Origin of the sequence: Mesorhizobium sp. M7A.F.Ca.CA.004.04.2.1, from assembly GCF_004022825.1 — a bacterium.
Taxonomy (GTDB): Bacteria; Pseudomonadota; Alphaproteobacteria; order Rhizobiales; family Rhizobiaceae; genus Mesorhizobium.
Map to the genome: position 1 here is coordinate 1 of NZ_RZPH01001732.1, position 529 is coordinate 529.

Consider the following 529-nt stretch of genomic DNA (forward strand, 5'->3'; position numbering starts at 1 on the left):
CAATGAGGTCCAGCCGATGAGCCCCCCCAAACTGCGGATCGCCGGTCTCCACAAGAGCTTCGGCACCGGCGAGCGGCGCACGGAAGTGCTGCGCGACATCAATCTCGATCTTGCCGACAACGAGTTTGTCTCCCTGGTCGGCACGTCGGGCTGCGGCAAGAGCACGCTGCTGTCGATCGTGGCCGGACTGCAGGACTTCGACGCCGGCGATCTCAGCATCGATGGCGCGCCGATCCTGCAGCCGGGTCTCGACCGTGGCGTCGTCTTCCAGTCCTACACGCTGCTTCCCTGGCTGACGGCGCGGCAGAACATCGAATTTGCCCTCAAGGCCGCCGGTTACGATCGCCCGACCTGCCGCAGGATCGCGCTGGAGCATCTCGAACTCGTCAAGCTGTCCGACAGCGCCGACCGCTATCCGGCCGAACTCTCGGGCGGCATGAAACAGCGCGTCGCCATTGCGCGCGCGCTTTCCTACCGGCCCAAGATGCTGTTGATGGACGAGCCATTCGGCGCGCTCGATGCCTTGACC

General features: G+C 65.2%; 1 protein-coding gene. It reads left to right on the plus strand.

Features of this window, described 5'->3' with window-relative positions; translation table 11 throughout:
* Positions 1–16: 16 nt before the first annotated feature.
* The coding region (locus EN893_RS37275) for an ATP-binding cassette domain-containing protein (protein ID WP_128362323.1) at positions 17–529 on the plus strand (513 nt) is incomplete at its 3' end.